Genomic DNA, 25,172 nt, shown 5'->3' with positions numbered 1-25,172 from the left:
ATCCACAGGGCACCGACGACAGTGCTGCCACGCAGGTCAGGTCGGCGTGACGACCTCGACGACGCGCCCCTCGCCGGCACTGACCCGGGCTGCGTCGATGACCGCGAGCACGTGCACTGCGTCGCGGGGGTCGACAGGCATCGCCGCCTGGGGGTCCTCGGAGGCGAGCGCCGCAGCCACAGCGCGGTAGAAGTCGGACTCGTCGGCGTCGGTCACGACGGGGCCCGGCTCCCGCTCGTCCCCACGCACGATCCAGCCGACCGCATCGCCCTCGTTGGCGAACTCCGTGAACGCGCTGACGTCGTCGAACTGCTTGCCGATGACGTAGGCCCCCTCCGAGCCGTTGACCCGCGCCCGCGGCCCCGGCGCGCCGTTGACCGAGCTCGACCACACGTGGCTGACGACCCCGGAGGCGTGCCGCAGCGCGACGAACGTGTCGTCCTCGGCGACCGTGGTGCGCGCGTCGATCTCGGCATAGACCGTGGCGACCGGGCCGTGCAGGATGACGGCCTGGTCGATGAGATGCGTGTGCAGGTCGAGGAGCAGTCCGCCCCCCTGCTCAGCCGTGACCTTCTCGCGCCACCGCTGCTTGGGCACGGGACGCCAACGGTCCCAACGGTATTCGGCCCGCCAGATCTCACCGATGAGGCCTTCGTCGCGCACCCGGAGCAGCGCCGGCAGTTCGGGGTCGAAGCGCCGGTTGTTGAAGACCGTCAGCGGCACGCCAGCCCGCTCCGCCAGCTCCACGACCTCGAGCGCGAGCGGGGCATCGGTCGCCAGCGGCTTGTCGACGACGAGCGGCAACCCCGCGGCGATGACGGCCTCGGCCTGCTCCCGGTGAACCCCGCTGGGCGAGGCGAGCACGACGACGTCGACGCCTCCGCCCGAGAGCAGCGACTCCAGGTCGCCGACGATCCGTGCCTGCGGATGATCCTCGTGCACCTGCGCCACGCGCTCCGGGTTGCCCGTCACGACGGCCCCGACCTCGAGCCCCGCGCTCGCGATGAGCCGGGCGTGGATGCCGCGCCCGGCGGAGCCGTAGCCCACGAGGCCGACGCGGACGGGTGGGCGAGGCTGCGACGTGGCGGACGGCATACCGCCTTCCTAAGGGGCGGATGCCGTCCGGCGCAACCCGGCCCACCGCTGGCTCCCGCGGCACGCCGTAGGCTGGCGCCATGCGCTTCGTGCACCTCGGCCTCGACCCGGACTTCGTGGACTACGAGCAGGCCTGGCAGGTCCAGCGCGACATGCACGCCAAGGTCGTGAGCGGCGAGGAGCCCGACACCGTGTTCCTGCTCGAGCACGCGCCCGTCTACACGGCCGGGAAGCGCACCGAGCCGCAGGAGCGCCCCACCGACGGCACGCCAGTCGTCGACGTCGACCGCGGCGGCAAGATCACGTGGCACGGGCCGGGCCAGATCACCGGCTACCCGATCGTGCGGCTTCCCGCGCCCATCGACGTCGTCGGCTACGTGCGCCACCTCGAGGAGATGATGATCCGGGTGTGCGCCGACTTCGGCATCGAGGCAGGGCGCGTCCACGGCGAGAGCGGCACGTGGATCGCCGAGGACGACCGCGGCCCGCGGCGCAAGATCGGCGCCATCGGCATCCGGGTCAGTCGTCAGGTCGCCATGCACGGCTTCGCCTTCAACTGCAACCCCGACCTGTCGTGGGGTGAGGTCATCATCCCGTGCGGCATCGTCGGCGCCGGCGTCACCTCGCTGTCCTTCGAGCTCGGCCGTGACGTGCCGGTGACCGAGGTGCTCCCCCACGTCGAGAAGCACCTCGCCGACATCCTCCCGACGCTCCAGCCCAACCGTCGGGTCCTCGAGCAGGCGTAACCCCCGCTGCTGCGCGGGGGAACGGGGCGGCCGGTTCGTTGACCAGTCTCCTCGGGCGGGTCTACCGTCGAGATGCGTCGCCGCGTGCCGATCCACATCCGTGGTCGGCCGGTCTGTTTCTGGCCAGGAGGCGATCGTGCGGAAGCTCGTGGTACCTCTCGCGGTGGCGGCGAGCGTCGCGGCCGCGGGGATGATGACCGGGGGCGCGGCATCGGCCGTGACTCCCATCTACGACATCACCACGCTTGCGGGCAAGGTGGCGTCGGTGAACGGCACGGCCGGGCTGCAGATCCGGTTCTCCTCCTACGTCGAGGAGGAGTCGGTCGACGGTCCCTACACGGGCGCGGTGACCCCACCCATGACGCCCGCTTTCGTGCTGTCGAGCCCGCTCGACGGCACGTCCGTGCAGGGCCCGGCCGTGACGGTCAACCGCGACACGGCGGCGGCACCCCAGAACGAGACGGCGATCGCCGTCGACCCCAACAACTCGCAGCGAGTCGTGGCAGGAGCCAACGACTACGTGACGCGCACCTGGTCGTGCGACGTCGGCGGCACGCCGTGCAGCGCCCTCGGTGACGGCTACTCAGGCACCTACTACTCCAACGACGGCGGCTCGACGTGGCAGGGCGTCTCGTCCGACCCGGCGCACCTCGGCACGCTCATCCCCGGCGTCACCCACCTGACCGGGGGCCCGTACGACGCCGGCGGCGACCCCGCTCTGACGTTCGACAGCCGGGGGGCTGCCTACTTCGCCGGCCTCGGCTTCGACCGAAACACGCCGCCCAACACCGTGACCGTCAACCGCGGCACGTTCAACGGGTCCGGTGCGCTGACGTGGAGCGCTCCGACGTTCATCAACCCGACGACGTCGCCCTCGGTCTTCAACGACAAGGAGTGGATCGCAGCCGACGCCCACGCGAGCAGCCCGTTCCGCGACCGTGTCTACCTCACGTGGACCCGCTTCCTCTTCAATCCCCAGAACGGCGCCTACGTCCAGTCCCCCATCTTCTTCGCCTCCTCGAGCGACCACGGGCACACGTTCACGACGCCGAAGTCCATCTCGGGCACCGTTCTCTACGACCAGGGCTCGAGGCCCGTCGTGGGTCCGGACGGCTCGCTCTACGTGTTCTTCGAAGGGTCGACCCGGCTTGCGACCCACAGCTCGACCTACGTCGTGAAGTCGACGGACGGCGGCGCGAGCTGGGGCAAGCCTGTCGCGATCGCGCAGCTCACGGACAGTGACTCCCTCAAGGACACCGCCTTCCGCGTCAACAGCTTCCCGGCCGCGGCCGTCGCTCCCGACGGACGCCTCTACGCGACGTGGACGACCGCCGAAAGTGGTGCATCGACGGCGGTCTACAGCACGTCGACCGACGGCGGGGCGACGTGGTCGGAACCCAGCCGCGTCTTCGCCGAGGCCAACCGGACTGCGGTCGGCTACCCGGTCACCCAGCCCGGCGGTGGCACGCTCGACGCACCCGCCGCAGCTCCCGTCGAGGACATCTTCCCCGCCGTCGGTGTCGGGCCGGACGGCCACGTCTACCTCGGCGCCTACCGCGGTGACGTCGTGTCGCCGTGGCAGACGTGCACGAGCGCACCGGCCCCGCCCGTCGGGCGCATCAGCTGCGACACGCTCGGCCCCTACGTGCACAACACCCGGCTCGACTACGTCGTGACGGACCTCGACCAGACCCAGGTCATGAGCACGCACCCGATCAACACCCGCTACGGCTTCGGTGGCGCCTTCTTCGGCGACTACACCGACGTCACGGTCGGCGCCGACGGCGAGGCGCACGCCCTCTGGACCGACAGCAACAACGTCCAGAACGTCGTGTGGTTCTACGGTGTCCAGTTCGTCCCGACGCCCATCCACCAGCAGGACGCCGTGATCCGTTCGGCCCACTTCTGACGCCCACCGCACGGCACCCACGTATGCCGCCGGGCCGGGCCCGGCGGCATACGCGCGTCACGTGTCGCACGTGCGGCGCTCGGGGGACGCTGGGGGGACGCTCGGTGCGAGCGGCGACACGAGCGCGCAGAGCCCCGGGCGTCGGCCCCGACCCCTAGGGTGTCGCTGACACATCCCGGGGACCACAGGGGGGTTCATGGACGTCGCCGTCCGCACCGTCAACCTTCGCAAGACCTATCTCAGCCGCGGTTCGAGGCGCGTCGCCGTCGGCGGCCTGACGATGAGCGTGCCCCACGGTGGGGTGCACGGCTTCCTCGGCCCCAACGGCTCGGGCAAGACGACGACGATCCGCATGCTGCTCGGGCTCATCCGCGCCGACTCCGGCACGGCCGAAGTCTTCGGGGAGGAGGTCCCCCGGCGGCTGCCGCACGTCATCGACCGGGTCGGCGCCATCGTCGAGTCCCCCAAGTTCTTCCCCACCTTCACGGCCAGGCAGAACCTCGCGCTGCTCGCGGGCGCCATCGGCAGCCCTGCGGCTCGCGTCGACGAGGTGCTCGAGGCCACCCACCTGCGCGACCGCGGGCGCGACCGGTATGCCGGCTTCTCCCTCGGCATGAAGCAGCGCCTCGCGATCGCGGCGACCCTGCTCAAGGACCCCGACCTGCTCATCTTCGACGAGCCGACCAACGGGCTCGACCCGGCGGGCATCCGCGAGGTTCGCGACACGATGAGATCGCTTGGCGCGCAAGGCAAGACGGTCCTCGTGAGCTCGCACATCCTCGCGGAGGTCGAGCAGGTCGCCGACACCGTATCGATCATCGGGCACGGGTCCCTGCTCGCGGAGGGCAACGTGCGCGACATCCTCGGCGGCTCCGGGGTCTCCCAGGTGCGCGTCGGCGTGGCCTCCCCCGACCGGGCGCAACAGGTGCTCGAAGCCGCCGGATTCGCCCTCACCCGCGACGGACAGCACCTGCTCGTCGGCACCGACGACCCGTCCGCGATCACCCGGGCGCTCGCTGGGCACGGCCTCTACGTGGCGGAGCTCGTGCCGGTGCGTCCCGACCTCGAGTCGGCGTTCCTCGCGCTGACGGCCGACGAGGGGCTCGGCAGCGAGTCCGACCGGTTGGCCGGCGGTCACGCGCCCGGGGGTGCCTCGTGAGCGGCACGCTCCTCACCCCGGAGTCAGGCCCCCGCACCCGGGTGCGACCCACCGGAACGTCCTTCGTCGGACTCGTCGGGGTCGAGCTGCGCCGGCTGTGGTGGCGTCGGATGGCCAAGGTGGTGCTCGTCGCCGTGGTCGCGTTCGTCGGGGTCTCGGCCTACGCCGCCTACCAGCAGACCCGACCCGAGGCGCTCGCCGAGCGCATCGAGGACTACTCCTCCATCGTCGCCGAGACGACGCGGCAGAACGCCTCGATCCCGGCCGACGAGAAGGCAGCCCAGATCGAGGCCTGCCAGCGCGACGAGGCCGCCACCGGCGCAGACACCTCCGGCGGCGCGCCCGTCGACTTCAGGTGCGAGCAGATGTTCGACCCACCGTCACCGGAGTCCTTCGGCATCGTGGCCGCCGAGCGCACCGCGATCACCTCGTCGATCGTCGAGAGCGGCCTCTGGATCTTCGGCTTCCTGGCCTTCATCCTCGGGGCGAGCTTCGTCGCCGCAGAGTTCGCTGCCGGGTCGATGGGCAACTGGCTGACCTTCGAGCCGCGACGAGTGCGGGTCGGCACCTCCAAGCTCGTCGCCGCCGGCCTGGGCGGCCTGGCCGTCGGAGGTCTCGGGGTCGGCCTCGCGACGCTCGGGGCCACCCTCGTCACCACCGTCAACCGGCCGGGCGCGGACCTCCCGGTCGCCGCGGCGCCGATCGTGCCCGGCGACACGGCAGCCCAGTCGTTGCTGCGCGTCGTGGCGATCGTCGGGCTCGGCGGCCTGGGGGGTGCGGTCATCGGGTTGCTCCTGCGCTCGACGGCCGGCGTCATCGGACTGGTCGTCGGTTGGCTCGTCCTCGTCGAAGCCTTCGTCGCCAGTGCCTTCGCGGAGGGCCGGCTGCAGCCGTGGTTCCTGCGCACCAACATCGAGGGCTTCGTGAGCGACGGCACCACCTACTTCGCGACCCGGTGCGGCGTCGACGGGTGTCAGACGGTGTCGATGCCGCACTCCTACACCGCCTCGTGGATCTACCTGCTCGTCGTCACCTCGCTGGGGGTGACGGCAGCCCTGCTTGCCTTCCGCGCCCGCGACGTCACCTGACCGCGCGGCTGCGGAGCCGCGAGTGGCCGCGAGTGGCCGCGCCTGGCCGCGCCTGGCCGCGCCTGGCCGCGCGGAGTCCCGGGAGTCCCGCGGAGCCGGCCGGACGGCATACGCCAGCGGGTGACGCCGGCGTCGAGGGTTGTCCCCGCGGGGGCGTAACCTGTGCGGAGCAGCAAATCCCGACCAAGGAGCCCCTGTGTCTGTCGTTCCCGACGGCCGTCGTCTGCTGCGCGTCGAGGCGCGCAACGCCGAGACCCCCATCGAGCGCAAGCCGTCGTGGATCCGCACGACCGCCAAGATGGGGCCGGAGTTCACCGCCCTGCACTCGATGGTCAAGAGCGAGGGCCTGCACACGGTGTGCCAGGAGGCCGGCTGCCCCAACATCTTCGAGTGCTGGGAGGACCGCGAGGCGACCTTCCTCATCGGCGGTGACGTGTGCACCCGGCGCTGCGACTTCTGCGACATCGCGACCGGCCGGCCCACCACGCTCGACCTCGACGAGCCGCGCCGCGTGGCCGAGTCGGTGCGCCAGATGGGACTGCGCTACTCGACCGTGACCGGTGTCGCGCGTGACGACCAGCCCGACGGCGCTGCCGGCCTCTATGCCGAGACGATCCGCCAGATCCACCTGCTCAACCCCACCACGGGCGTCGAGATCCTGCCGCCCGACTTCGGCGCCAAGCCCGAGCTCGTCAGCCAGGTCTTCGACGCGCGACCCGAGGTCTTCGCCCACAACCTCGAGACGGTGCCGCGCATCTTCAAGCGGATCCGCCCCGCCTTCACCTACGAGAAGTCGCTCCAGGTGCTGACGATGGCGCGCGACGCCGAGCTCGTCACGAAGTCCAACCTCATCCTCGGCATGGGCGAGACCGACGCCGAGATCGAGGAGGCGATCCGCGACCTGCACGACGCCGGGTGCGACATCCTCACGATCACGCAGTACCTCCGCCCCTCCAAGCTGCACCACCCGATCGACCGGTGGGTCAAGCCCGAGGAGTTCGTGCACTGGTCCGACGTCGCCGAGGAGATGGGTTTCAAGGGCGTCATGGCCGGCCCGCTCGTGCGCTCGTCCTACCGTGCCGGGCGCCTGTGGGCCACCGCGATGGGCAAGTGGGGACGCCCGATCCCCGGGCACCTCTCGCACCTCGCCGAGGCTGCGACGGCACCGGCCCGCCAGGAGGCGGCGTCATTGGTGGCGCGCGCCGCTGGCGCCGTATCCTGACCCCATGGCACGCAACCCCTTCGCACGCAACAAGGGCGGCGACAGCACGCCCGCCGAGAAGAAGCAGGGACGACTGTCCCAGATCATCGATGTCTACCGCGTCTCCAAGGAGACCGACCCGGTCATCGGGTGGTGGATGTTGCTGGCCTTCCTCGGCACCTTCGCCGTGCTGCTGGTCGTCGGGATCCTGCTCAAGCTGCCGTGGATCTTCGGCATCTTCGGTGTCCTCTTCGGCATCCTCGCCGCCACCATCATCATGAGCCGCCGTGCCGAGCGTGCTGCCTACTCGCGCATCGACGGGCAGGCCGGGGCCGTCGGCGCCGCGCTCACCTCGATCCGCCGCGGGTGGTACACCGACCGCGAGCCGGTCGCTGCCGATGTCGCCCGTCCCGGTGACATCCGCTCCGCCGCGATGGTCTACCGCGCGCTCGGTCGCCCGGGCGTCGTCCTCGTCGGGGAGGGCCCTTCGGGCCGCGTGCAGAAGCTGCTCGCCGCCGAGAAGAAGCGCGTCGAGCGCGTCGCACCGGGCGTACCGGTGACGACGATGCGGGTCGGAAACGGCGAGGGTGAGGTGCCCCTGCCCAAGCTCGCGAGCAAGGTGCAGCGCCTCAAGGCCACGATCACCAAGGACGAGATAGCCCTCGTCAACAAGCGCCTGAAGTCGCTCGGAGGCATCCGCGCTCCCCTGCCGCCCGGTGTCGACCCGATGAAGGCCCGCATGGACCGCAAGGCCCTGCGCGGCAAGTGAGCCCCGCTCGCCCCTGACCGGTTCGACAACCTGACGGGCCGACAGGCACCCCCCCCCAATCGAAAGAGCAGTTCGTCGTTTCCGGCGAACTGCTCTTGTCGGATATATCCGTCCGACGGAGTGCTCTTTCGATTGGAGCGGACCCGACGGAGTGCTCTTTCGATTGGGGCGAGCCTCTTCGGGTGCTCTCCGGTCTTCGCAGCGGTCTTCTCAGCGGACTTCTCAGCGGACTTCTCAGCGGGTGCGGATGACGACGGTGTTGGGCACCTTGTCGTGCAGGCCGCGCCCGTCGCGGTCCCAGATGATCGCGGGGACGAAGAGGCAGAGGAGGATGGTGCGGACGAGTGCCTGGACGAAGGTCGCCCGCCCACCCATCACCGACTGCACGCGCAGCCCCATGATGCGGTGACCGAACGACGTGCCCACGGTCCCCACGAGCAGGACGTGCATGACGGCGAGCACCCCGAGCACGATGAAACCCTGGCCGCCCGTGGCGGGTGGGTCGGAGAAGGGCAGGGGCACGCCGAAGAGCCCGCGCGCGATGACCACCGCGATCGCCCAGTCGATGAGGATGCCGACCAGGCGCACCCCGAAGGACGCGATCGAGCCAGGACCGCTCTGCGGCAGGCCGAGGCGCTGACCTCGCCACTGCCCGTCAGCCGTGCGCTCGCCGGGCCCACTCAGCCACGACCCGAAATCTCTGCGGTCCACCACGGCACCAGCCTAACGAGACACGCCCCGTCTGCTTGACCAGCCCCTGCCCATCCGTAACACCGCCGAAACATCCGAGTCATGGCCGAGTAATCGGGCCTCGCTAGGGTCATCCCTGACAGCACGAGGCCGTCGGTCACTCCTTCGCGCGATGTGACGCGCGCAGGACCCCCCCACCGACGACCTCGACTCACATTCAGGAGGTTGGATGTTCAGCTCAGCCGACGAGGTCCTTGCTTTCATCAAGGACGAAGACGTCAAGTTCGTCGACATTCGGTTCTGTGATCTGCCCGGAGTCATGCAGCACTTCAACGTGCCGGCAGAGACGGTCGACGAGGACTTCTTCAGTGTTGGCCAGATGTTCGACGGATCCTCGATCCGCGGCTTCCAGGCGATCCACGAGTCCGACATGAAGCTCGTCCCCGACCCCGCCACCGCGTTCATCGACCCCTACCGGGCCGAGAAGACGCTGGTCATGAACTTCTCGATCCTCGACCCCTTCACCGACGAGCGCTACAGCCGCGACCCGCGCAACATCGCGACGAAGGCCGAGGAGTACCTCAAGTCCACCGGCATCGCCGACACCGCCTACTTCGGTGCCGAGGCCGAGTTCTACGTCTTCGACGACGTGCGCTTCGAGACCAAGTCGAACGCCGGCTACTACTACATCGACTCCATCGAGGCCGCGTGGAACACCGGTCGCGAGGAGGAGGGCGGCAACAAGGGGTACAAGACCCGCTACAAGGGCGGCTACTTCCCCGTCTCGCCGGTCGACCACTTCGCCGACTTCCGCGACAAGATCTGCCTCGAGCTCAAGGAGGTCGGTCTCAACGTCGAGCGCAGCCACCACGAGGTCGGCACCGCCGGCCAGATGGAGATCAACTACCGGTTCAACACGCTGCTGCACTCCGGCGATGACCTGATGAAGTTCAAGTACGTCGTCAAGAACTCCGCCTGGGCGCAGGGCCACACCGCGACCTTCATGCCGAAGCCGCTCTTCGGTGACAACGGCTCGGGCATGCACACGCACCAGTCGCTCTGGAAGGACGGCGAGCCCCTCTTCTACGACGAGCGTGGCTACGGCGGTCTCTCGGACCTCGCGCGCTGGTACATCGGTGGCCTGCTCAAGCACGCCCCCTCGCTGCTCGCCTTCACGAACCCGACGGTGAACTCCTACCACCGCCTGGTCCCGGGCTATGAGGCACCGGTCAACCTCGTCTACTCCGCCCGCAACCGTTCGGCCTGCGTCCGCATCCCGATCACGGGCACCTCGCCGAAGGCCAAGCGCATCGAGTTCCGCGTCCCCGACCCGTCGGCGAACCCGTACCTCTGCTTCGCCGCGCAGCTGATGGCCGGTCTCGACGGCATCAAGAACCGCATCGAGCCCCCGGAGCCGGTCGACAAGGACCTCTACGAGCTGCCGCCCGAGGAGCACGCCGCGATCCAGCAGGTCCCCGGCTCGCTGCCGGCCGTCCTCGACGCCCTCGAGGCCGACCACGCATACCTGCTCGAGGGTGACGTCTTCACCGAGGACCTCATCGCGACGTGGATCGACTACAAGCGCAAGAACGAGGTCGACCCGATCCGCTTCCGCCCGCACCCTCACGAGTTCGAGATGTACTACGACATCTGAGCCTCACAGGGCGCTGACGTGCTCAAACGTCATGTGCTCACCTCCTTTGTCCTTGACTTGTCCTCACGGGCAGCCAGAGCCACGGCGACGGCAGCCCGTGAGGACTCGTCTTTGTCCGGCCACATGTGCCCGTAGGTGTTGAGGGTCGTCATGGCCGACGCATGCCGCAAACGCGTCTGCACGACCTTGACGTCTAGCCCGGCGCTGATGAGCAGCGAAGCGAAGTAGTGGCGGCAGTCGTGGAAGCGGAAGCCCTCGGGGAGTGCCTTGATGCTGCCGCGCACCTCACGCATGGCCCGCTCGATCGCCCACGGTGTAGCGGGGCGCATGATCGCATCCGTTACCAGGACGTCGGCACCAGTTCGCGCAACCTCAGCCGAGAGCATCAGTGCGAGCTCGGCCGGGATCGGCACCGCAGTGCGCGACGTGTCCGACTTCAACGGCTTGTCGGGGTACTGAATCGCCGGGTGGACGATGCCTCGCATGAAGTCCATGTCTGTGACGCGCAACGCAGCCGCTTCGGCCAGCCGTAAACCGGCGAACGCGCCGAGCAGCACGGCGGGGCGCAGACCCTCGGGAAACGCTTCGTAGAGCGCCCATATCTGCTCGGTGGTCGCCACGTAGGGCCGCTGCTCCCCCGTCTTTGGTGCTGTCTTACGGGAGCACGGAGAGCGCGGGATGATGCCATCGGCCACCGCGTCACCCATCACCTGAGCCAGCCGTCGATACACGGCGTAGACATAGGACGGCTCATAGCCCTCAGCGGTCAGCCGCGCGGTCCAAGCCTTGACGCTAGACGGCCGCACCGACGACAGCTGCATGGTGCCGAACTCCTGCCGGATCAGACGCAGATGCACCTTCGCCTGCCGCAGAGTGGACGGCGCGCGGGACGCGTAGCCCTCGAGCCATGTGTCGCACCACTGGTCCACCGTCTGGCGCGCGGTCCGCGGGTCGACGTGCGTGCCGGCGACCAGGGCCGCGGTCTGCTCGTCGATCCACCGCTGCCCGTCCACTTTGCGATCGAACCGGCGCGCGTGCTGCTTGCCCGTGCTGTCGTAGTAACGAGCCTGCCATCGGCCGTTCGGCTGCTTCCTGATGCTGGCCACCGCTAGACCTCTTCCCTCTCGCGCTTGCGCGCGCGCCATGATGCTTGGTTGCGGCGTCGCTGCTCCCGTTTGCACTCTGCCCGGTCGCAGTAGACAGCCTCTCCGCCGCGCGGTGGTCTGCTGCGCTGCACGCGGGAACCGCACGAGGCGCACTCGTAGTGCCTGCGCCTCACGTCGTCGACCTGCCGTCCCATTCGGCAGGTCGACGACCCCACCCCACCGGACGCGGCATGACCAACCAGGGGGGATGGCCCTCCCGCCCCTACCGCCTGCGACCCGCCAGTCCACCTGTCGCTCCCCGTGTGACCCGAACGCATCCGAAAAAGTGAGGCCCCTATGTCCGAGAAAGTGAAGATCCCACCGACCCCGCCTGGCACCGGTCCGGCGGGCCGGCGGCTGTGGAGGTCAGTGCTGAGTGACTACGAACTCGCCGAGCATGAGCTGCAGCTGCTCGCGCGCGCGTGCCGTGTCGCGGACACCTGTTCATCCCTGCAGGCGACCGTGGACACCGATGGGCCGCTGACGACGTCGCGGCTCGGTGAGCAGCGTGCGCATCCGGCGCTGGTCGAGCTGCGGCAGCAGTCGGCGCTCCTGGCCCGCTTGATCGTCGCGCTGCGGGTGCCGATCGGTGAGCAGGAGATGGATACGCAGCGCACGCGGCGCCGGGCCACCCGCGGCGTCTACAGGCTCGGGAGTGCGTCGTGAGGCGCCGACACCCCGCCGCCGAGCTGCCCGAGCCGCTGCGGGTGTTCGTCCGCGAGGACTGGCCCGGCCGTGACGACGCCGAGGCATACGGGGCGTTCATCGACGCCCGGCATATCTGGCGGGACGAGCGCGGTCTCGACTTCCTGCCTGACGACCCGGAGGTCTGGGCTGCCTTTCCTGATGGGGAATTCCGAGTGGAGGACATCTGATGAGGCGCCGCAAACCGACCGGCCGCGCGCTGACCCCGGACGAGCTCGTGGCGCTGCGCACCCATGTCGAGACGCGGGTCGCGCACCTGCCGGTCGAGGATCGGAGCGCGGCTATGCGGGCGCGGCTGGCTGAGGCCGGGACGAACTCGCTCGAGTGCATCTGGGCCGAGTACTGGATCCGCCGCGGACGGCCGGCGCACTACTCCCCCGCGATCGAGATGGGGTGGGTCCCGTGAGGCGCCGTCCAAGGCCCCAAACCGGCAACGACCTGCCGCCGACGTTGGCGCACTTCGACGAGCGTGACTGGCCGGATAGCCGACCGGACGGAGCGCCCGGGACCGACCGGCAGTGGGCGCGTCTGCGCTGGAACCGAGCTCGCGGACAGTGGCGCTCTCAACCGAAAGAAGGCTAGGCATGCTCGACATCTCCACCAGCGAGGCCGTGGCAGGACTGAGCGTCACCACGACGACATACGACACAACCTACGGCGGGCGCGACCAGTGCCCGCTCGGATACTGAAAGGAACCCCCACATGGGCACTGACCCTGTTGCGTCCACCTTCTCCGCCGGCGAGAAAGTTGGTGTGGCCGCGAAGTTGAATTTGCTTGTTGCCACGGTGAACTTCGCCAACAACCCGCCGCAGTGCTACGCCTACCAGACAGCCACGCAGACCCTCACGTCGAGCGTGTGGGGACTCGTGCCGCTCGCGGGCGAGTTGTTTGATGTGGTGCAGTCGGGCGACTCCCCGATGCACGACATCACGACGAACAACTCGCGCATCTACTTCCGCACCGCCGGCAAGTACGAGGTGACCGGGCAGGGCTACTTCGTCGCCAATGCGACCGGCACCCGCCTCGCCCAGATCCGGCTGAACTCGGGTGGCAGCGACACCGGAGGCACGCAGGTCAACGTGTCGCAGCAGTCGGCAGGCGGTGGCGCCGCTATTGCGGTTCCGATGCCGTCCCCTGTGATCTCGGTCTCGGCCGGCGACTACGTCGAGATGTTCCTATTCCAGAACAGCGGCAGCAACCTCGCCACGAGCACGCCAGGTCAGGCCGTCAACTTCATGCGCGTCCGGTTCGTGGGGGCGTAGCGGGCCGACTCACCGCAGAGACCGCTAGGGGTCGTCGCCTGGGTCTTGACGCACCCCGGGTGGGTCGGAGGGGTCCCAGGCCCTCTGCGGGGCCGTCGGGCCTACAGTGCCGGTATGGCGTTGAGGCTCGACGAACTGATGACGGAATCGGTCCGAACGAACTTCCATCATGACGTCCAGGTGGTCAATGGACTGCTCAGTGACGATCCGCAGCTCGGGCAGTGGCCAATCCATCCGGATAGTGCGCTGGCCAAGGATGACCTTGCGACTGCCGGCTACGAGCCTATTTCTCACCAAGTTATCCGTCTCGTGCACGCCTCGACCGACTTTCTACACGGAGTCAGTTCGATGATCCTCGAGGCCAAGTCCGTCCACACCTACGCCGAGTACGCCATGATCCGTGGCGGGATCGAGTGCGCCGCGGTCGCGTGGTGGCTGCTGGAGCCTCCCTCACAGCGTGAGCGCGTCTCCCGGTCGCTGCGCGTCTTCTGGGCGGATACGAAGGACATGGGGCTCGTCTACCAAGACGCGTCGTCGTGGCGCCGCACCAAGCGACAGCGGCTTGAGTGGCGGAACGCCGTTGCTCTGGCGAACGGCATCGACAGTGGAACCCTCGACGGTGGCTACAACATGACGAGCGTGCTGACGACGATGTCGACCAAGATGGGGAGCGGCGTGCTCACAGCCTGGCGCGTGGCGTCGGGGATGACCCACGGACGGTCCTGGGCCATGCTCGCGATGAGTGCTCAGGAGTTCGGGGTAGCCGGCGACGACAACACCATCCCAGTGCGGATCAGCGCTGACCTCGACTCGCTGGGGATGATCTTCCACAACGCGGCCGTTGCGATGCAGGACGCCTACAGCATGTTCCACCGCCGCCGAGCCCCCACTCAGCGCACAGCTCTCGGTCTGCCGCTCCAATGACTTAGAAACCCTGTTTCGCTCCCGGAGGGCGGCCGCGCATCTCCTGCGCAATTTCGTGGACCTCGGTACCGTTCCCGGATGGGCGTACCGACGCCCAGCAAATCGCTGATCTTGCCCACCGCAGGTGCGTCCGACCGAAGTCCACTCGCCCGAGCCGCGTGCGCGTCGCTCAACTTCTCTTCGTCTGTGACGTCGTACTCCACTGCCACCAGGATCACCACGCGGATGGGGCAAGTATGCCAACAAACCACGCTTCGCCGTCGGGTGCTAGCGCGAGTTTGGAGTCATTCGAACCTGAGCGTGTGGGTCGCCTCGTGGTGGCCGAGCTCGTCGTCCCAAGTCATCCGGACAGGGATCGGGTCGAGCATGTCCGACTCGCTCAGATCGAACCCACGCCGGTAGGCCGCATCGGGCTCGAGCGTGCCGACCTCGACCACCTCGTCCATCCACTGTGGCTTGACGGCGAGGTCCGCGACCACCACCCGCGCGTTAGTCGCCCTGGCCTTGCCGGAGTTGCGCAGTGTCCACGAACGAAACGCGTTGCCGCCCTCACCGCCTCCAGATATGGACAGCCGTGCCCTACGCAGCTCATCGGCCTGACGCCGTCGGTCATCTAGCTCTTCTTCCCGGCGCGCCTCCTCGATGGCTAGGACGGCCGCAGCGGCGTCAGCTTGCCTCTTGCTGTAGACCGCTGACGCGCCGGCCGCGATGATTGCGACTACTGACAGGACGAGAGCGGCTATCTCCATGGCCAAAGGATCGCAGGTGCTGCACGAGTCCCCGGGGAGTCGCCACCCGACCGGCCGCAACAGGCCGGCGTCGAGCCAACTGCATCACGAGCGCCCCGTCTGACTCGACATGCACGAGCTGGCATCGGCCCCGGGCTGTCGACGCGCGCCATCGCGCCAGTGGTCGGAGTCTCACAGCGGACGGCAGTCAACGACGTCGCTTCTCAGGTGGGAAGTCTTTCCCGCGTCGACACCGGCGAGACCGGCGAGGTCTGCGACGACTGCCCCGCGCCCGAGGTCCTTCTCGCGGGGTTCGGTGAGGCCGCTGTCACCTCACCAACCGAGGGGCGGGTCGAGTCCCCCACTCCCCGCCCCTCGGTCACCGGCATGGGCCTGCACCGAGCGAACCTAGACGGACTCCATGCCTCGAGTCTCATAGACGCTCCCACTCTGTGACACGTCAACCCATCGCCAGTGATGTGGCGAATAGAGCGTCTCAGCGCCATCGGGTGACTTCACGACCAGCACGCCGCCTTCCTCGACGTCCAAGTCGGACCCCTCGTACTCGATGGATTGAACGGCGGTGTGGACGGTGAAGTTCCTCATGACAGGAGAGCGTGCCACCAACACCACCGAATAGGGCAGATCGACTCGCCCCCACGCCCGCTTGCTTGCCGATTTCTAGGTAGCGTGTGAGCACCGTCTGTGTCTCGGGGGGGCTCCCCTGACTGGTCGAGACGCCCAAGCGCTCCCCCGCTCGGGGATTGAGCGGGGGGCGCTTGCCCTCCGGTCGCCCAAAGGCGTCAGCCGCGCTTGAGGTTGCCACTCCCCTCGACGAGCAGAGCCGCATAGTCGTGCGCTTCGTCTGGCGCGCCTGGACCGGCGTCCGGGCACTCATGGGGCCGACGCCTTGACCCACGCCACGGCGTCGTCCCACGCGATGAGACGGCGCCCGCTGTCGTCGTCTTCCTCGCGGTGCGCGAGGCAGCCGGCTGCCATGGCCTGCCTGACGTCGACCGCGGACGTCCCGGCCATCAGTGCCACGTGCTCGGCGTAGAGGTAGCCGTCTGGGGGTGATCCTGCCTGTCGTGCGCCGGCTCGGTAGCCGGTTCGGTAGCCGGCCCGGAATGCCTCGGACTCGTCGCCGTTGGGGGCGGCGTCGTCGATCCGGTTGCCGAGGCGCATGAGGCTCTGACCGAGGTCGCTGATGGCGGAAGCGAGCTGGATTCGGGGGTGCGTGATCCACCACTCGAGGGCCGTTGCGTCGTCGCTCTCGATGTGAGCCGACAGACGGGCGCGCGCTGTATCAAGAGCTGCGTAGGGAAGACTGGTGTGCATGATCGTTCTGCCTTTCTAGGGAAGGTTGTTCGGTCCAGGCCCTGCTCGGCGTGCCCGCGCCGAGTGGGGCCGTCCTGCATTCCTACTCCATGGCTATGGCGGTCGCCACTCCCAGGGCGTTGTCCTTGCGGTGTCCTTGGGACATTCACAAGCGCCCATCGTTTCTCAACGGTCAGAGTCGGAGTTTCTGCACGTCAGACGGCTAATGCCTAGGCGTCCAACGGTTTCCAACTATGCGTGCAGAGTTCGAGATGTACTACGACATCTGATCGACCGTCGGCGCCCCGCGCCAACGGAGCTCGACCCTGAACGGCGGCTGGCCTGCGTCGGTGTCCCCCGACACCCCGCAGCGCCGGTCGCCGTTTCACCGTGTCGGCGCACCGGCGCACCAATCCGCCGCTCGGAGTCGTCAGGCCTCGAGCACGTCGACGCCGCGGCGAAGCACCCGGAGCGGAGTCCCCAGGGCGCGGGCGTCGAGATCGAGGCGGCCCGCGACGACGAGGAGGTCCGCTGCGCGACCGGCCGCCAGCCTGCCCGCCTCGTCGCCGATCTCCAGCGCGTCGGCAGCACGAGACGTGCACATCGCGAGCGCCTGCTCCACGGGCACCCCGACCATCTCGTACGCCTGGAGGACCGCGAGGACGAGCACGTCGTGCGGCTTGGGCGGACCGATGCCGGCATCCGTGGCAAGCACGCAGCGCACACCCGCGTCGAGCATCACGCGGATGTGGGCGAGCAGCGCCGGCAACCGTGCCGCGAGGGCCGGCAGCATCGGCCCCGGGAGGCTTCCTGCCGTCAGCACGACCGGAGTGCCGTATGCGGCCAGCCGGTCGATGAGGGCCTGGTCCTGCGCGACTCCCTCGGCGGTCATGAAGGTGCAGTGCTCGATCGTGTCGACGCCGGCGTCGAGCGCGTTGACCACCCCGCCGGTGCCGTGAGCGTGGGCGGCCACGGGGAGCCCACGGGCGTGGGCCGCGTCGACGACGGCACGCAGATCGGCAGGCCCGAACTGGGCTTCGTGGGGCAGCGACCCCGGCGTGACGTTCCCGCCGGTGGCCATCACCTTGATGACGTCCACACCGGCCTCGGCAAGGCGGGTCACCGCTGCGAGGAGCTCGTCGCGGTCGGCGCACTCGCCACCGAGGAAGTGGCAGTGACCACCAGGGGTCGTCAGGGCCGGGCCAGAGGCGAGGATGCGCGGTCCGGACGACGGGTCGGTGGCGATCCCATCCCTCAGCCCCAGAGCGACGCTGCCGCGCGACCCGAGGTCTCTAACCGTCGTGATGCCGGCGGTGAGGGCACGTCGCGCGTTCGCTCTCGCCGTGTCGAGGAGCGTCGCGTCGTCGTTCGACGCGTGCCAGCCGAGCGGGTCGGGCGAGCAGTCCCAGCTGAGGTGCTGGTGGGCGTCGACGAGCCCCGGCAGGATCGTGACGTCGCCGAGGTCCTCCAGATCCACAGCACTGCCGTGCTCTCGCCACGGCGACACCTCGGCGATGCGCCCTTCGTGGTCCAGGACGACATCGACCGGCCCGATGAAGCGCTCGCCGTCGAACGCCTGGCTCGCCCGCAGCGCACGCATGTGGCCCTCCCGCTCACCGTCTCCATCACAGACTCTGACGTTGGCTCCGAAGTGTCCTCGCCCCCGCGGCAGGGGGTCAAGGACATGGCGCCTTTCACGCAGCGGTGAGGCGGACCCGCCTGCGCCGCAGGCGAGTCCGCCTCTGTGTCACGGACGGGTCACTTCAGTCGCGACCGAGGTTCGCCTTCGCCAGGCCCCAGATGACGAAGACGTTGAGCGCGATGATGACGAGCGCCCAGAGGGGGTAGTACGGCAGCCACAGGAAGTTCGCGATCGCCGAGAGCACCGCCAGTGCGATGCCGACCGAACGAGCGACGATGTTGCCGCTGAGGATGGCCCCTCCGGCGACGGCGATGATGACACCCAGGATGAGGTGGATCCATCCCCACGTCGACGCGTTGAAGGTGAAGACGTAGTTGGGACCCTTGATGAGGAAGTCGGTGCCGTTGACGATGGCGACGAGGCCCTCCACCGCCTGGAAGATGCCGACCATGAGCATGATGCAGGCAGCGAAGGTGCTGGCTCCGACAGCCCAGGCAGAGCCGGGGGCCGGCTTTGCGGATCGAGGTGACGATGAGTTGGCCATGGAAGTCCTCCTGAGGGTGAGGTGCTGATGATCTCGACGCTAGGCACGCGCGAGCTCGCGCACTACACCCGGATGAGGTGAGCCGGTTACCGAGCCGCGTGGCCCGAGCTGTCGGGGTCGGACGGAAGCTGCCCGACCCCGCGGCAGAACCGCACCTGTCACATCTGGGTGATCTCGCCACACGTCGGGCTCCTCCCCTCGCCTCGAGACGCCCGGCGGGGTAGGAACAAGGCATGACGGACCCCTTCGACCTCGAGCGCTTCGTGCGCGCCCAGGAGGACTCGGGCACCTACGAGCAGGCCCTCGCCGAGCTGCGCGCCGGCCGCAAGAGAAGCCACTGGATGTGGTTCGTCCTCCCCCAGGTCGCCGGGCTGGGTCACAGCGCCACGGCGCAGCGGTATGCCGTCTCGGGCCTTGACGAGGCACGCGCGCTCCTCGCGCACCCGGTGCTGGGGCCCCGCCTCATCGAGTGCGCCCGTGCCCTCGAGCAGCTCGACGAGCACGACCCCCGGAAGGTGCTGGGCGACATCGACGCGGTGAAGCTGCGCTCGAGCATGACGCTCTTCGAGCGCGCCGCCGCCGACGCTGCGGACGCCCACCCCGACTCCGAGTCCAGCTCTGACGCTGACGTCCACCGCGCCGCGGCCGAGCTCTTCGGGAGGGTGCTCGACCACTACTTCGACGGGCGACGTGACGACGCGACCCTCGCCATCGTCGGCCGGCCGTCGTGACCGACGACCGGAGGACCCACGTCGTCGACGACGCCCACCCGGCCGCGCAGGACGAGCCGCCGGACCCACGGCGGTGGCGAGCCCTCGCCGTCTGCCTCGTCGCAGGCTTCATGACCTTGCTCGACGTCAGCATCGTCAACGTGGCGCTGCCCTCGATCCAGCAGGGCGTGGGAGCATCGCCCAGCGACCTCCAGTGGATCGTCTCGGGCTATGCGCTCGCCTTCGGGCTCACCCTCGTCGGGGCCGGACGCGTCGGCGACATCGTCGGACGGCGACCCGTCTTCATCGCGGGTGTCGTGCTCTTCGGCGCCGCCAGCCTGGCGTGCGGGCTCGCCTCCAGCAGTGCGGTTCTCGTCGTCGCCCGGCTCGTCCAGGGCGCGGCGGGGGGCATCCTCAACCCACAGGTCTCCGGGCTCATCCAGCAGATGTTCTCGGGCCGCGAGCGCGGTCGTGCCTTCGGCATGCTCGGGGCGACCATCGGCATCTCGACGGCGGTCGGGCCCATCGTCGGCGGGCTCATCATCAACGCTCTCGGCCCTGATGCCGGGTGGCGCTGGATCTTCTTCGTCAACCTCCCCATCGCGGTCGTCGCGGTGATCCTGGCCAGACGCTGGCTCCCCGCGCCGCGCCGGGCAAGGTCGGCGCGTCTCGATCTCGACCCGGTGGGCGTCGTCCTGCTCGGCGGCACGGTGCTGGCCCTGCTGCTGCCGCTCGTCGAGACGGGCCGGGGGTCCGGCCCGTCGGGGTCCCGTTCCGGCGCCATCCCGTGGTGGGTGGCGATGATCGGGCTCGTCCTCGCTGCTGCCTTCATCGCCTGGGAGCGCAGCTACACCCGGCGTGGCCGCAGCCCCCTCGTCGACCTCGACCTCTTCCGCGTGCCGGGATACAGCCCGGGCGCGACCGTCGGGCTCATCTACTTCGGCGGCTTCACCGGCATCTTCTTCGTCCTGACGATCTACTTCCAGGACGCCCTCGGCTACTCGCCGCTGCTCGCAGGGCTGGCGGTCACGCCCTTCGCCGCCGGCTCGGCCGTGGCCGCCGCGATCGGCGGCTACCTCGTGGGGCGTTTCGGTCGCCTGCTCGTCACGGCCGGGCTCACGACCGTGCTCGTCGGGCTCGTCGTCGTCGACCTCGTCCTCGCGCACGTCAGCGGCCCCCAGCTGGGCTGGGCCTTGCTCGTACCGCTCCTCGTCGCCGGTCTCGGCAGTGGTCTCGTCATCTCACCCAACGTGACGCTGACGCTGGCGGCGGTCCCCGTCAAGAGGGCGGGCACCGCAGGCGGGCTGCTCCAGACCGGTCAGCGCATTGGCACCGCCGCCGGCATCGCCCTCATCGGGGCGGTGTACTTCGCGGTCTCGGCGACGCACGACAGCACGAGGGGTGCGGTCTGGGCCCTGCGGGTCGCTGCGGGTCTCGTCGCCGTCGCCCTGCTTGCGAGCGGGCTCGACCTTCGTTCTCGCCGGCGTCAGCCTCAACCCACGCGCGACGACGAGGATGAGGCAGCAGGTGACGCAACGGGTGACGGTGAGGGCGTCGCCACCGGGCCGTAGGCGCGGTCGACGGCCCGGCTGACCCGGTGGTGGGGCCACGTGAGGGCGAGCAGGCCGACGAGCACGACGGTGATGGCAGCGCAGATGGCGACGGCGAGGTAGGGGTTGGCGGTGTGCCGACCGAACCAGCCGGCCACGAGGAAGGAGACGCCGGCCGCGGCGACCGACACCGAGCCGGCGAGGCTGAAGATCCTGCCGCGCAGCTCCGGCTGCGTCACGAGGGTGAAGGTCGCCTGCAGGGGCACCATGAAGGCCTGGAGGAGTCCGCTCACGACGAAGAGGGCCACGACCAGCCAGATCGGCGGGTGGAGCGCCAGAGCCAGCAGCGGCACCGGCATCGCCAGCGCGAGCGGCACGATGAGCTGGTTCTGCCGCTGCACGTGCAGGCGTCCGATGAGCACGATGCCGACGAAGGCGCCGACGATCGGTGCGGCCATGAGCACGCCGCCGAAGCCGCCCCAGCCGTTCTCGTTGGCGATCGGGATGGCCAGGGCCTCCGGGGCGGAGATGGCGAGGCCGGCAACAGCGCTGAGCGTGACGAGCCGAGCCAGCACCGGGTGGCCGGCCAGGTCGCGCGCTGCGGTCTGCAGGTCACGGGCGAATCCACGTAGCCCGCGCCCGCGCACCCCCGACACGGGCACCAGCGGCGCGACGACGAAGATGACGGCGGCAGCGACGAGGAAGGTGACGAGGTCGAAGACGAGGCCCACGCCCGACCCCACGAGGGCGACGAGCCCACCACCGATGGCCAGACCGATCGCCTGGTTGAACTGCTCTGACATGGCCCCCAGACCCACGGCCCGCGCGTAGAGGTGACGGTCCTCGAAGAGGTCGGTGAGCAGCACCATGTTGGACGCCGTCGAGGCGCCCCCGATCGCCTCCAGCGCGAAGAGCACGATGAACAGGCCCCAGATGGGCGACTGCGTCACCGTGAGGCCGATGAGGCCGACCACGCAGAGCGCACGGAGCAGGTGCGACCAGATGAGCACCCACTTGTACGGGAAGCGGTCGACGACCGGCCCGACGAGACTGCGGCCGAAGAAGGTGGGCACGAGGCTGACGGCAAGGGTCGCCGCCGTCGCGAGAGGCGACCTGGTGCGCTCGTAGACGACGGCCGCGACGGTCACGCGAGCGATGTAGTCACCCCAGAGCGACAGCGCGTTCGCGACGAAGATGGGGAGGTAGTGCGGAGCCCGGAGGACGGCGGCATACGTCGGAGCGGTGCCGCTTCGCCCTTGGCTCGGAATCACGTGTTGACGCTACCCCTAGGTGGCGAGTCGTAAAAGTTGAAATCAGTGGCCTGCCTTGCACGCCGCGCGACACGCCGCCACATCTCGCCGAGAGCCGACGCCTCGCCGGCGGGGCGACCCATGATCCGGCCGATCCCCTCGGCGTCACGAAGGTCGGTCGGAACGCTCTCGACGGGGCGACCGCGCCACAGCACACCGGCGTTGCGCATGAGCGAGCCGAAGCGCCAGGCCTCGCGCAGGGCGCGGACGTCCTCGGCCGACAGGAGACCGGCGCTGCCCAGTGCCTCGAGGGCCGCCATCGTGCCCGTGACCCGCAGGGCGGGCTTCGCATGGGCGTGCTGGAGCTGGAGCAGCTGCACGGTCCACTCGACGTCGGTGAGGCCGCCCCGGCCGAGCTTGAGGTGCGTGTGCGGGTCGGCGCCGCGGGGCAGCCGCTCGGCCTCGACCCTCGCCTTGAGCGTGCGGATGTCTCGCACCTGCGTGGGGGTGAGCCCCTCCTCGCGGTAGCGCAGGGGGTCGATGAGTGCCGTGAAGTCGCGCGCGAGCGCCTCGGAGCCGGCGACGGGCGCGGCTCGGAGGAGCGCCTGGAACTCCCAGGTCAGGGCCCAGCGCTCGTAGTACGTGCGGTAGGAGTCCAGGCTGCGCACGAGGGGGCCGTTCTTGCCCTCCGGCCGCAGGTCGGCGTCGAGGCTGACCGCGGGGTCGGGGCCGGTGCTCGACAGCTGACGGGTCAGCTCCTGCACGACGGTGGTGACCCGGGCCTGCACCTCGGCCTCGGACTCACCCGGGTGCGGCCGGTGGACGAAGAGCACGTCGGCGTCGGAGGCGTAGCCGAGCTCGCCACCCCCGAGGCTGCCCATCCCGACGACGAGAACCTCGCCCCCGAGTGGTCGCTCCTCACGCCGCTCGAGGTCGGCGATCGCAGCGCCCAGCGACGCCTCGATCGTCGCGGCAGTGAGGTCGGTGAGGGCGGCCCCCACTCCCTTGAGGTCGATCGTGCCCAGCAGGTCGGCCAGCGTCACGCGGAGCAGCTCGTGGCGGCGGATGGTGCGCACGGCCGCGATGGCCTCGGCCACGGTGTCACGGCGGCCGGCTGCCGACCGCATCGTCGACACGAGGGCCTCACGGGTGCGGGGCGTCAGCCCGTTGGGGTCACCGAGCATCGAGACGCTCTCCGGTGACCTCGCGAGGAGGTCGGCGGCATACCGGCTGCGCGCCAGCGCGTGCGCCAGACGCTCGGCTGCGCGGCCCTCGTCGCGCAGCATCTTGAGGAACCAGTGCGTCGAGCCCAGCTCGTCGGAGACCCGGCGGAAGGACAGCAGGCCGGCGTCCGGGTCGGCCTCGTCGGCGAACCAGCCGAGCATGACGGGCAGCAGCGTGCGCTGGATCGCGGCGCGGCGGCTGACCCCGGCCGTCAGGGCCTCGATGTGGCGCAGGGCACCGGCGGGGTCACGGAAGCCGAGCGCGAGCAGGCGCTGCCGCGCCGCGTCGGGCGAGAGGCGCACCTCGCTCGGGCTGAGCTTCGCGGCGGCGGCGAGCAGCGGCCGGTAGAAGAGCCGCTCGTGGAGGCGGCGCACCTCGCGGGCCGACGCCTGGCGGTCGGCGACGACCGCCTCCTGCGGCTTGGTGCGGTGCCCCATCGCCCGCCCGAGCCGGCGGAGCTCCGGGTCCGCGACGGGCATGAGGTGGGTGCGGCGCAGCCGGTGCAGCTGGATGCGGTGCTCGAGGCAGCGCAGGTGCCGGTAGGCGTGGTCGAGGATCGCGGCGTCGTCGCGCCCGACGTAGCCGTTGCGGGCGAGGGCGGAGAGCGCCTCGAGCGTCGTGGCTGAGCGCAGCGACTCGTCACTGCGCCCGTGCACGAGCTGGAGCAGCTGCACGCTGAACTCGACGTCGCGCAGGCCTCCGGGCCCGAGCTTGAGCTGGCGCGCCGCCTCGCCCGCGGGAACGTGCTGCTCGACCCGACGCCGCATCGCCTGCACGTCCTCGACGAAGTGGTCGCGGCCGGCCGCCGCCCACACCATGGGCGAGATCTCCGCCTTGTAGCGCAGGCCGATCTCCTTGTCTCCCGCGGAGACCCACGCCTTGAGCAGCGCCTGGAACTCCCACGTCTTGGCCCAGCGCTCGTAGTAGGCCTTGTGGCTGCTGATGGTGCGCACGAGCGGCCCGTTCTTGCCCTCGGGCCGCAGGGCCGGGTCGACGGGCCACAGGGTGCCCTCCGACGTGGGGGTCGAGCAGGCGCGCATCGTCGCCGTCGCGAGCGTCGTGCCGATGCGCAGGGCGGTGTCCTCGTCGACGCCGTCGGCGGGCTCCGCGACGAAGATGACGTCGACGTCGCTGACGTAGTTGAGCTCGCCGCCGCCGGTCTTGCCCATGCCGATGATCGCGAGGCGGCACTGCTCGTGACCGGGGCCATGCTCCTCGCGGGCGATCGCCAGACCCGCCTCGAGCGCGGCCTCGGCGAGCTCGGCGAGGGCCTCGCCGACCGCGGGCATCGACGCGATCGGGTCGGGCGCGGTGAGGTCGAGGGCCGCGATGCGCATGAGGCCGCGGCGGTAGGCGACGCGCAGCGCGTCGTAGGGTCGCACGTCGCCGCGCTCGGTCGTGACGGCGCGCACGAGCTCCTCGCGCACCCGTTCCCCCGTATGCCGGGTGGCCCGCGAGGCGTCGAGCCAGTGCTCCGGGTGCCGCACGAGGTGGTCGACGAGCGCCGTCGAACCACCGAGGACGGCGAGCACGCGGTTGCGCGACTCGCCGGGGGTGACGAGGTCGGTGCAGAGCGCGGTGATGCCCCACTCGGGGTCGTCGTCGCGACGAGCGAGCGACTCGAGCACCCGCACGAGGGCGAGCAGCGCCTCGTCCGGGTCGGCCGTGTCGCCGATCGCGCCGACGACCTCGTCGACCTGCCCGTCGGGGATGACCGAGCGCAGCGGCAGCAGCGCCGCGTCAGCGAGGAGCCCGACCGCCCGCTCGGGGTCGGCGAAGCCGAGACGGGCGAGGGCTCCGGTCGTGGTCGTCGTGCGCGATGACATCGGTGTCAGGTCCTGCCCGTCGTCGGGAGTCGG

23 protein-coding genes are annotated in these 25,172 nt (G+C 69.9%); 14 read left to right on the top strand and 9 right to left on the bottom strand.

Going from position 1 to position 25,172, the window contains the following annotated elements:
• Window positions 1-36: 36 nt before the first annotated feature.
• Complete coding sequence (locus tag FBY41_RS14855) at window positions 37-1,095, bottom strand: Gfo/Idh/MocA family protein (protein ID WP_141844965.1); 1,059 nt, start codon at window positions 1,093-1,095, stop codon at window positions 37-39.
• An 80-nt stretch (window positions 1,096-1,175) separates the two neighbouring features.
• Between FBY41_RS14855 and lipB the strand changes: the two genes are divergently transcribed.
• The 6 genes from lipB to FBY41_RS14825 all read left to right on the top strand — a co-directional run bounded on the left by lipB (window position 1,176) and on the right by FBY41_RS14825 (window position 7,967).
• Complete coding sequence (gene lipB / locus FBY41_RS14850; protein ID WP_141844964.1) at window positions 1,176-1,841, top strand: lipoyl(octanoyl) transferase LipB; 666 nt, start codon at window positions 1,176-1,178, stop codon at window positions 1,839-1,841.
• A 136-nt stretch (window positions 1,842-1,977) separates the two neighbouring features.
• Window positions 1,978-3,750: a sialidase family protein gene (locus tag FBY41_RS14845; RefSeq protein ID WP_141844963.1), complete on the top strand. Its 1,773-nt coding sequence runs from the start codon at window positions 1,978-1,980 to the stop codon at window positions 3,748-3,750.
• A 196-nt stretch (window positions 3,751-3,946) separates the two neighbouring features.
• Window positions 3,947-4,909: an ABC transporter ATP-binding protein gene (locus tag FBY41_RS14840; RefSeq protein WP_141844962.1), complete on the top strand. Its 963-nt coding sequence runs from the start codon at window positions 3,947-3,949 to the stop codon at window positions 4,907-4,909.
• A complete protein-coding gene (locus tag FBY41_RS14835) occupies window positions 4,906-5,997 on the top strand; it encodes a hypothetical protein (protein ID WP_141844961.1) in 1,092 nt (363 codons plus the stop codon). The genes FBY41_RS14840 and FBY41_RS14835 overlap by 4 nt, the downstream gene beginning before the upstream one ends.
• Window positions 5,998-6,193: 196 nt before the next feature.
• Window positions 6,194-7,219 (top strand): lipoyl synthase, encoded by a 1,026-nt coding sequence (gene lipA, locus FBY41_RS14830; protein ID WP_141844960.1) that lies wholly within the window; start codon window positions 6,194-6,196, stop codon window positions 7,217-7,219.
• Window positions 7,220-7,223: 4 nt separating this feature from the next.
• Complete coding sequence (locus FBY41_RS14825) at window positions 7,224-7,967, top strand: DUF4191 domain-containing protein (RefSeq protein ID WP_141844959.1); 744 nt, start codon at window positions 7,224-7,226, stop codon at window positions 7,965-7,967.
• A 234-nt stretch (window positions 7,968-8,201) separates the two neighbouring features.
• On the opposite strand, the gene FBY41_RS14820 is transcribed toward FBY41_RS14825, so the two are convergent.
• A complete protein-coding gene (locus FBY41_RS14820) occupies window positions 8,202-8,681 on the bottom strand; it encodes an RDD family protein (RefSeq protein WP_141844958.1) in 480 nt (159 codons plus the stop codon).
• 205 nt (window positions 8,682-8,886) lie between these two features.
• On the opposite strand from FBY41_RS14820, the gene glnA reads away from it, so the two are divergent.
• Window positions 8,887-10,311: a type I glutamate--ammonia ligase gene (glnA, locus tag FBY41_RS14815; protein WP_141844957.1), complete on the top strand. Its 1,425-nt coding sequence runs from the start codon at window positions 8,887-8,889 to the stop codon at window positions 10,309-10,311.
• A gap of 29 nt (window positions 10,312-10,340) precedes the next feature.
• Here the strand turns inward: glnA and FBY41_RS14810 are convergent, their stop codons facing one another.
• Window positions 10,341-11,417, bottom strand: a complete 1,077-nt coding sequence (locus FBY41_RS14810; RefSeq protein ID WP_260439788.1) for a tyrosine-type recombinase/integrase — start codon at window positions 11,415-11,417, stop codon at window positions 10,341-10,343.
• Between the two features lie 408 nt (window positions 11,418-11,825).
• Between FBY41_RS14810 and FBY41_RS14805 the strand changes: the two genes are divergently transcribed.
• The 5 genes from FBY41_RS14805 (at window position 11,826) to FBY41_RS14785 (ending at window position 14,348) form a co-directional block, all read left to right on the top strand.
• Complete coding sequence (locus tag FBY41_RS14805) at window positions 11,826-12,122, top strand: terminase (protein ID WP_221629283.1); 297 nt, start codon at window positions 11,826-11,828, stop codon at window positions 12,120-12,122.
• Window positions 12,119-12,331: a hypothetical protein gene (locus tag FBY41_RS14800; RefSeq protein WP_141844954.1), complete on the top strand. Its 213-nt coding sequence runs from the start codon at window positions 12,119-12,121 to the stop codon at window positions 12,329-12,331. The genes FBY41_RS14805 and FBY41_RS14800 overlap by 4 nt, the downstream gene beginning before the upstream one ends.
• Window positions 12,331-12,567, top strand: a complete 237-nt coding sequence (locus FBY41_RS14795) for a hypothetical protein (RefSeq protein ID WP_141844953.1) — start codon at window positions 12,331-12,333, stop codon at window positions 12,565-12,567. The genes FBY41_RS14800 and FBY41_RS14795 overlap by 1 nt, the downstream gene beginning before the upstream one ends.
• A gap of 296 nt (window positions 12,568-12,863) precedes the next feature.
• Window positions 12,864-13,424 (top strand): hypothetical protein, encoded by a 561-nt coding sequence (locus tag FBY41_RS14790; RefSeq protein ID WP_141844952.1) that lies wholly within the window; start codon window positions 12,864-12,866, stop codon window positions 13,422-13,424.
• A 114-nt stretch (window positions 13,425-13,538) separates the two neighbouring features.
• The gene (locus FBY41_RS14785; protein ID WP_141844951.1) at window positions 13,539-14,348 is read left to right on the top strand and encodes a hypothetical protein; all 810 of its coding nucleotides are present in this window, start codon (window positions 13,539-13,541) and stop codon (window positions 14,346-14,348) included.
• Between the two features lie 284 nt (window positions 14,349-14,632).
• On the opposite strand, the gene FBY41_RS14780 is transcribed toward FBY41_RS14785, so the two are convergent.
• The 4 genes from FBY41_RS14780 to FBY41_RS14765 form a co-directional block, all read right to left on the bottom strand.
• The gene (locus FBY41_RS14780; RefSeq protein WP_141844950.1) at window positions 14,633-15,097 is read right to left on the bottom strand and encodes a hypothetical protein; all 465 of its coding nucleotides are present in this window, start codon (window positions 15,095-15,097) and stop codon (window positions 14,633-14,635) included.
• Window positions 15,098-15,970: 873 nt separating this feature from the next.
• A complete protein-coding gene (locus tag FBY41_RS14775; protein WP_141844949.1) occupies window positions 15,971-16,414 on the bottom strand; it encodes a 5'-nucleotidase in 444 nt (147 codons plus the stop codon).
• A 409-nt stretch (window positions 16,415-16,823) separates the two neighbouring features.
• The gene (locus FBY41_RS14770) at window positions 16,824-17,993 is read right to left on the bottom strand and encodes an amidohydrolase family protein (protein ID WP_141844948.1); all 1,170 of its coding nucleotides are present in this window, start codon (window positions 17,991-17,993) and stop codon (window positions 16,824-16,826) included.
• A gap of 163 nt (window positions 17,994-18,156) precedes the next feature.
• Window positions 18,157-18,579 carry a DUF7144 family membrane protein gene (locus FBY41_RS14765; protein ID WP_141844947.1) on the bottom strand — a complete coding sequence of 141 codons (423 nt, stop codon included), beginning with the start codon at window positions 18,577-18,579 and terminating at the stop codon, window positions 18,157-18,159.
• Window positions 18,580-18,812: 233 nt separating this feature from the next.
• On the opposite strand from FBY41_RS14765, the gene FBY41_RS14760 reads away from it, so the two are divergent.
• On the top strand, window positions 18,813-19,310 hold the full coding sequence (locus tag FBY41_RS14760) for a DUF1810 domain-containing protein (RefSeq protein WP_141844946.1): 498 nt from the start codon (window positions 18,813-18,815) through the stop codon (window positions 19,308-19,310).
• A complete protein-coding gene (locus FBY41_RS14755) occupies window positions 19,307-20,860 on the top strand; it encodes an MFS transporter (protein ID WP_260439787.1) in 1,554 nt (517 codons plus the stop codon). Before FBY41_RS14760 ends, FBY41_RS14755 begins: the two co-directional genes overlap by 4 nt.
• Here the strand turns inward: FBY41_RS14755 and FBY41_RS14750 are convergent.
• Both FBY41_RS14750 and FBY41_RS14745 read right to left on the bottom strand, forming a co-directional pair.
• A complete protein-coding gene (locus FBY41_RS14750) occupies window positions 20,782-22,110 on the bottom strand; it encodes an MFS transporter (RefSeq protein ID WP_141844945.1) in 1,329 nt (442 codons plus the stop codon). The two genes, FBY41_RS14755 and FBY41_RS14750, sit on opposite strands and share 79 nt — an antisense overlap.
• Window positions 22,107-25,139, bottom strand: a complete 3,033-nt coding sequence (locus FBY41_RS14745) for a bifunctional [glutamine synthetase] adenylyltransferase/[glutamine synthetase]-adenylyl-L-tyrosine phosphorylase (RefSeq protein ID WP_141844944.1) — start codon at window positions 25,137-25,139, stop codon at window positions 22,107-22,109. The genes FBY41_RS14750 and FBY41_RS14745 overlap by 4 nt, the downstream gene beginning before the upstream one ends.
• Between the last annotated feature and the right edge of the window lie 33 nt (window positions 25,140-25,172).

Source organism: Humibacillus xanthopallidus, from assembly GCF_006716675.1.
GTDB classification, from domain to species: Bacteria; Actinomycetota; Actinomycetes; order Actinomycetales; family Dermatophilaceae; genus Humibacillus; species Humibacillus xanthopallidus_B.
Note: the sequence above shows the minus strand (reverse complement) of the source record. Positions and strands in the feature narration are given on the sequence as shown.